General features: G+C 66.4%; 6 protein-coding genes. 5 read left to right on the top strand and 1 reads right to left on the bottom strand.

Features of this window, described 5'->3' with window-relative positions; all coding sequences use genetic code 11:
* Positions 1–239: 239 nt before the first annotated feature.
* The 5 genes from V7053_RS17450 to V7053_RS17470 all read left to right on the top strand — a co-directional run bounded on the left by V7053_RS17450 (position 240) and on the right by V7053_RS17470 (position 4,648).
* Positions 240–1,493, top strand: a complete 1,254-nt coding sequence (locus tag V7053_RS17450; RefSeq protein WP_334173534.1) for an MFS transporter — start codon at positions 240–242, stop codon at positions 1,491–1,493.
* Positions 1,490–3,007, top strand: a complete 1,518-nt coding sequence (locus tag V7053_RS17455; RefSeq protein WP_334173535.1) for a sulfatase family protein — start codon at positions 1,490–1,492, stop codon at positions 3,005–3,007. The genes V7053_RS17450 and V7053_RS17455 overlap by 4 nt, the downstream gene beginning before the upstream one ends.
* Positions 3,008–3,011: 4 nt before the next feature.
* Positions 3,012–4,049, top strand: coding sequence for a LacI family DNA-binding transcriptional regulator (locus tag V7053_RS17460; protein WP_334173536.1), 1,038 nt, complete (start codon positions 3,012–3,014; stop codon positions 4,047–4,049).
* Between the two features lie 168 nt (positions 4,050–4,217).
* Positions 4,218–4,340, top strand: a complete 123-nt coding sequence (locus V7053_RS17465; RefSeq protein ID WP_334173537.1) for a hypothetical protein — start codon at positions 4,218–4,220, stop codon at positions 4,338–4,340.
* A gap of 2 nt (positions 4,341–4,342) precedes the next feature.
* Positions 4,343–4,648 (top strand): hypothetical protein, encoded by a 306-nt coding sequence (locus tag V7053_RS17470; RefSeq protein ID WP_334173538.1) that lies wholly within the window; start codon positions 4,343–4,345, stop codon positions 4,646–4,648.
* A 29-nt stretch (positions 4,649–4,677) separates the two neighbouring features.
* Here V7053_RS17470 and V7053_RS17475 read toward each other — a convergent pair whose 3' ends face one another.
* Positions 4,678–5,682: an aldo/keto reductase family protein gene (locus tag V7053_RS17475; RefSeq protein ID WP_334173539.1), complete on the bottom strand. Its 1,005-nt coding sequence runs from the start codon at positions 5,680–5,682 to the stop codon at positions 4,678–4,680.
* Between the last annotated feature and the right edge of the window lie 327 nt (positions 5,683–6,009).

Genomic DNA, 6,009 nt, shown 5'->3' on the forward strand with positions numbered 1-6,009 from the left:
GGCGGCGACCCGGCCACCGCAGCCCATACGCAACTTTGATCTCTTGATCCGGGGGCTTGCGCCAACAAACGGCGGCGCAGGTCCCCTTGGGATGCCGCAACCCCTCTTGCCTTGGGCAAGGGGGGTTGTGCAGCTCGATCCCCCAGGCGTACTTTGGAAATCAATCGATTGAAACGTTTGTCTTCCCAGAGCTTCGGCATTTCAATCGATTGAGCTACTCATCGAAGGGGATGACTGCAATGACCGCTCTGAACACCCGCGTCGACTGGAAGCGCGTGATCCTAGCTTGCATGGCCGACTATCTGGACGCGGGCGGCATCGTCGCCGCTTCCGCAGGACTCGCTCTCTGGACCTCGACGTTCAAGATGAGCCACGGTCTGGTCGGACTGCTCGCGGCACTTGGCACCAACGCCGCCTCCTATGCCGCAGGCGCACTCATCGGGGGCTACCTCGGCGATCGCCTGGGCCGGAAGAAGGTCTACCAATACGACCTGCTCGCCTACATCGTGGGCGCGCTGCTCATCGTCTTCGCGGGCGGAAGCGCCCTCCTCTTCGTGGGCATGATCATCATGGGTCTCGCCATCGGCGCGGACGTTCCGACTTCCTGGGCCCTCATCGGCGAGATCGCGCCCGACAGGCATCGAGGGAAGCTCGTGGGGATGACCGCGGTCTTCTGGAACCTCGGCCCCGTCGTGGTGCTGCTCCTCGCCTTCGTGCTCTCCAACCTTGGCCTGTTGGGCATCCAGATCGTGTTTGCCCACCTCGCCCTCGTCGCGTTTGTCACCTGGCTCCTGCGCCGCCGGATGGCCGAATCCGAGATGTGGACTGCTGCCCGGCAGAAGAACAGCCTTGACCGCGTGATGCTCCGCGCTCTCTTCAGCCGATACCGCGGCCGTCTGTTCTTCGTGTTCATCGTCCACAGCCTGGGCGCGATTGCCCTCGGCACGTTCGGCTTCTTCCTCCCCTACATTCTCAAGACCGTCGGCTCTCAGACCCAAGCCGCGAGCGTGGGGTTCAACGCCCTGTACTACGCCCTTACCGGCGTCGGCGTCGCCGTCCTGTTCATGCCCCTGGTCGACCGGATCAGCCGTCGGGCCCTCTACGGGATCGCTGGGCTGTTCACTGCCCTTTCGCTGCTGGCGGTGATCTTCCTGCCGCTGTCGAACCCCTGGGTGGTCTTCGGCTTCGTCGTCGTCTTCGCGATCTCGACTTCCTGCGGCCAGGAGCAGCTGTACCGCGTGTGGTGCCAAGAGCTGTTCCCGACCGTGGTCCGCTCCACCGCTCAGGGAGTCGTGATCTTCGCCCAGAAGATCGTCCTGGCAGTCTGGAGCCTATTCGTGCCCATCATCGTCGCCACGAGCTTCAGCGCATTTACCTGGATCCTGTTCGCGGCCATGGTCGTGAGCGTCCTCATCGGCCTCGCGTGGATGCCGAAGCGACCGCACACCCTCGAGGAAGTCGGGGCCGAGGAACTGTGGGGGGTCAAGGCGTGAGCCCGTCGCCCAGGGATGTCCAGTCCCGCAACGTCCTGATCATCTTCAGCGACCAGCTGCGGGCGGATGCCCTCGGCTGCTACGGCAACCGCGCGGTGGACACCCCCGCCCTCGACGGCCTTGCTGCAGCGGGCACCGTCTACGACTCGGCCTACACGCCGTGTCCTGTCTGCGTACCTGCGCGCTCCAGTCTCATCACGGGGCTGGAGCCGCAGCATGGAGACTGCTACGAGAACGAGATGCCGATGTCTCAGGCGTCGACGTTCATGGACGAACTCTCGGCAGCCGGTTACAGGACCCACGGCGTCGGCAAGATGCACTTCACCCCGGACGGGAGTGCGCTGCGGGGGTTCCAGACGCGCAACACCGGCGAAGAGTTCGGAACCCCGGACGACGACGACTACCTCGCCTTCGTCGCGGAGCACGGCTTCGACTTCGTCGAGCATCCGCACGGGCTGCGGGACGAAATGTACTACATTCCCCAGCTCTCACCGGTGCCCGAGCACCTGCACCACTCGCACTGGGTCGCCGACCGCTCCATCGACTTCCTCCGCGAGCAGTCGGCGAACAGGCCTTTCCTGCTGTGGTCGAGCTTCATCGCACCGCATCCCCCATTCGCCCCGCCGTCGCCCTGGCATCGGCGATATGAGCCGTCGACCATGACGGAGCCCTTCGTGCCGTCGTCGTCCGACGATCTGCTGACGGTGTACAACCGGCTTCAGAACCGTTACAAGTACCGCGACGGCGGCGAGGACCGCCGCCTGAACCAACTCCTGAAGGCCTACTACTTCGCCTCGGTCTCCTACCTCGACTCCCAGGTGGCCAGAATCCTGCAGGCGCTCGACGAATCGGGCCTCCGCGAGGATACGACCGTGATCGTCACGGCGGACCACGGCGAATTCCTCGGCGACTACGGCAGCTTCGGGAAGAGGTCCTTCCTCGATCCGGCTGCGCGCATCCCGCTCATAGTGGAGGGTCCGGGCTTCGCAGCCGAGCGCAGGGGCGAGCCCGTGAGCCTTCTCGATGTGTTCCCCACGTTGCTGGAGATTGCCGACGTCGACGAGCCGCTCCGCGATGGCCGATCCCTCCGGGACATCGGGGCGGGACGGACCCTCTTCGGCCAGTACCAGCAAGGTGCGCTGGGACTCTACGCCGTGATCACGGACCGCTGGAAGTACATCTGGTCGGCCTTCGACCGGCGCGAATACCTCCTCGACCGCGTCCGCGACCCGGACGAGACCATGAATCTCGCGTACAACGTGCGGCGCCGCGAGGACCTCCTTTCGATGCGCAGCCTCGCGCTCGACCATTTCGAGGATCTGCGCGGTGCCGATCTGGACGCCCTGGCCGCCAACTCCAGCCTGCGGCTCGGAGAACGGCCCTCCCCCGAAGCAATTCGAGCCATGGAGGCCCTTGGCCTCGACCGGGACGCCGCCACCCTCGTGGTCCGGGGCGGGGAGTGGACCCCGCCCGCTGCCCGTCGAGCCGAAGCCTCCGTCCAAGCCCGACAATGAACTCGTGAAGACAGACCCGGACGGAAGCGCGCCGCGCGTGACGACGATGCAGCAGGTGGCGGACGAGCTCGGCATTTCGCTCTCCACCGTCTCGCTGGCCCTGCGCGGCAAGCCCGTGATCGCAAAGGAGACCCGGGAACGCGTCCAGCAAGAGGCCAAACGGCTCGGGTACGTCTACAACCGCAGCGCAGCGAACCTCCGTCAGAGCAGACGGACTCTGGTCGGACTGGTCGTCCCCGACATCACCAATCCGTTCGTCGGCGAGGTCGCCCTCGGCCTGCAGGCGAACCTGGCCGAGCACAGCCAGTTCGTCGTCCTGGCCAACACCCAGGACAGCATTGGGACCCAGACCGAAGTCATCGGCTCCCTGATCGAGGAACGCGCATCCGGGCTGGTGATCATCCCCGCTCTCGGTACCCGCGCGGAGGACCTCCGGCTGCTCCGCGACTCGGCCACCCCCGCAGTGCTGATGAACCGCGAGGTGCCAGACAGCGGACTGCCCCTCATCGGGACCGATGATCGCGAGATCGTGCGCTTGGCCGTGGAGCACCTCGCGACGGTGCACGGCATCGTCGAGGCCGCGTATTTCGGGGGGCTGCGCGAAGCAGGGCCTCACCAGGCGCGAAAGGCGGCCTTCGATCTGGAACTCCGCAAGCGCCAGATCCACAGTGCCGAGGCGTGGAACCAGCCCACCGGTCCCAATCCCGCTGCCGCCTACGCAGCGGCCCGGTCCCTGCTGCACGCGGAACCGCTCCCGCCGGCGATCCTGTGCCACAGCGACTCAATCGCCATCGGCCTCATCAGGGCCTTGGACGAAGCCGGCGTCCCCTCCCGGAGTTGCGCGATCCTCTCCATCGACGGTATCGCGGCGTCCGCGATGACCACCCCCCCGCTCACCACTGTCGCAGTCGATCCCGGGCACATGGGACGGCGTTCGGGGCGCCTCCTCCTGCACTCACCCGATCACGACGCCGAGCCGGAGGAGCCCGCCAGGCCCCACCTCATCGTCCGGACCTCCTGCGGCTGCCCGGCCGAGGCCTGATCAGGCCTACCAAGATCGGCGAGCTGGCCGCCGGTGTCGCCGCGCACCGCCGTCGTGCCTCGCCCCCTCGGCCCGGCCAACCGGACGCGTGGAAGGCGTGGCCCCCCCTCTCCCCTCATGGGCGGAAAGAGCAGTACGGTTGCTACTACGGCGGCGGAAGGACGTCCCATGGCTCGCTCGCGCCGGGGCAATCAGGACATCCCATCCGAGGAGGCGAACCTCATCGTGGCGCCTTCGGAAGGGCCCATCACGCGCGCCGGAGCGAAGCTGGGCGCCGGGCTGGGGATGTGACAGTGCCGCGCTACCTCATCACGTACCACGGATTCCCCTACCCCGACACCGACACGGTCGCCGACCAGCGGCGCGCCTTCCGTGCCTGGGCCGAGAAGGCACTGGGGCCGGCGATGGTGGACTTCGGGTCCCCGCTCTACGACGCCGGGCAGATGTCCACCACCGCAGCACAGCCCACGCCGGTAGAGATCGACGGATACACGATCATCGAGGCGCGGTCGGTCACAGAGGTCCGTTCCCTGCTCGCCGGGCACCCGTTCCTCGCCCTCGGCGGGACGATTCAGATCAACGAGTGCCTCGACGTGTGAGGAGCGGGAGGCAAGCCCGTGGGGTCGGTTCAGGCCACCCGGCCAGCCGGGGACTGGGTCAGCGCAGGGTCGGTTTCGGCGACGGAACCGATCACCTCGTCGATCTTCGCCAGCACCGAATCCTCGAGCGTGACGCCCGCGGCGGCGGCGTTCGAGGCGATCTGCTCGGGGCGGCTCGCCCCGACGATGGCGCCGGCCACGTTCGGGTTCTGAAGCACCCATGCCACGGCCAGCTGTGCCAGCGTGAGGCCCAGCTCGTCGGCAATCGGCTTGAGGTTCTGCACGGCGGTGAGGATGTCGTCTCGCATCCACCGCGAGATCATGTTCTTGCCGCCCTTCTCGTCCGTTGCCCGCGATCCCTCCGGCACGGGCTGCCCGGGCACGTACTTGCCCGTCAGGACGCCCTGGGCGATCGGCGAGAACACGATCTGCGAGAGGCCCAGCTCCTCCGAGGTGGGAACGACTTCCTGCTCGATGACGCGCCACAGCATGTTGTACTGGGGCTGGTTCGAGATGAGTTGGAAACCCAGCTCGGTGGCCAGCTTGTGGCCAGTGCGGATCTGGTCCGCGTTCCATTCGCTCACGCCGATGTAGAGGGCCTTGCCCTGACGGACGATGTCGGCGAAGGCCTGCATCGTCTCCTCGATCGGCGTCTCATAGTCGAAGCGGTGCGCTTGGTACAGGTCGACGTAGTCGGTGCCGAGCCGCTTCAGCGAGCCGTTGATCGACTCCATGATGTGCTTGCGCGAGAGACCCGTGTCGTTCTTGCCGCCGGGGCCGGTGGGCCAATACACCTTGGTGAAGATCTCGATGCTCTCGCGGCGCTCACCCTTGAGAGCGTCGCCGAGCACGACCTCAGCCGCGGTGTTGGCGTAGGCGTCGGCGGTGTCGAAGCTCGAGATGCCCGCGTCGAGGGCCGCGTGGATGCTCTTGCCTGCGGTGTCGTCGTCGACCTGGGACGCGTGGGTGAGCCAGTTTCCGTAGATGATCTCGGAGATCTTGAAACCCGAGTTGCCGAGGTACCTGAATTCCATGGTCTTCTCCTATGTCGAGCCCCGTGCGGCAGAGTCTCGTTGGGCACGGCGAAGTCCCGTGGAATCGCAGTTCTGCGCGGTCGGACGGGACCATGTGCCGGAGCCCAACTGAGGCAAGGCCTATTTAGTATTCGTTGTGAACTATAAGGCGAGACCGCAGCACGATCAAGGCCTGCTCACGCGTGTGCGCGTCCGGCGGCATCCGCCGACTCGCGCGCCGGGCGCAGAGGTTCTCGGGCTTCAGACCCTAGAAGACGCTGTACCCGCCGTCGACCGTGAGCACCGAACCGGTCATGAAGCTCGACGCGGCGCTCGCGAGAAAGACGA

The organism is Sinomonas sp. (assembly GCF_036848755.1).
Lineage (GTDB): Bacteria > Actinomycetota > Actinomycetes > Actinomycetales > Micrococcaceae > Sinomonas.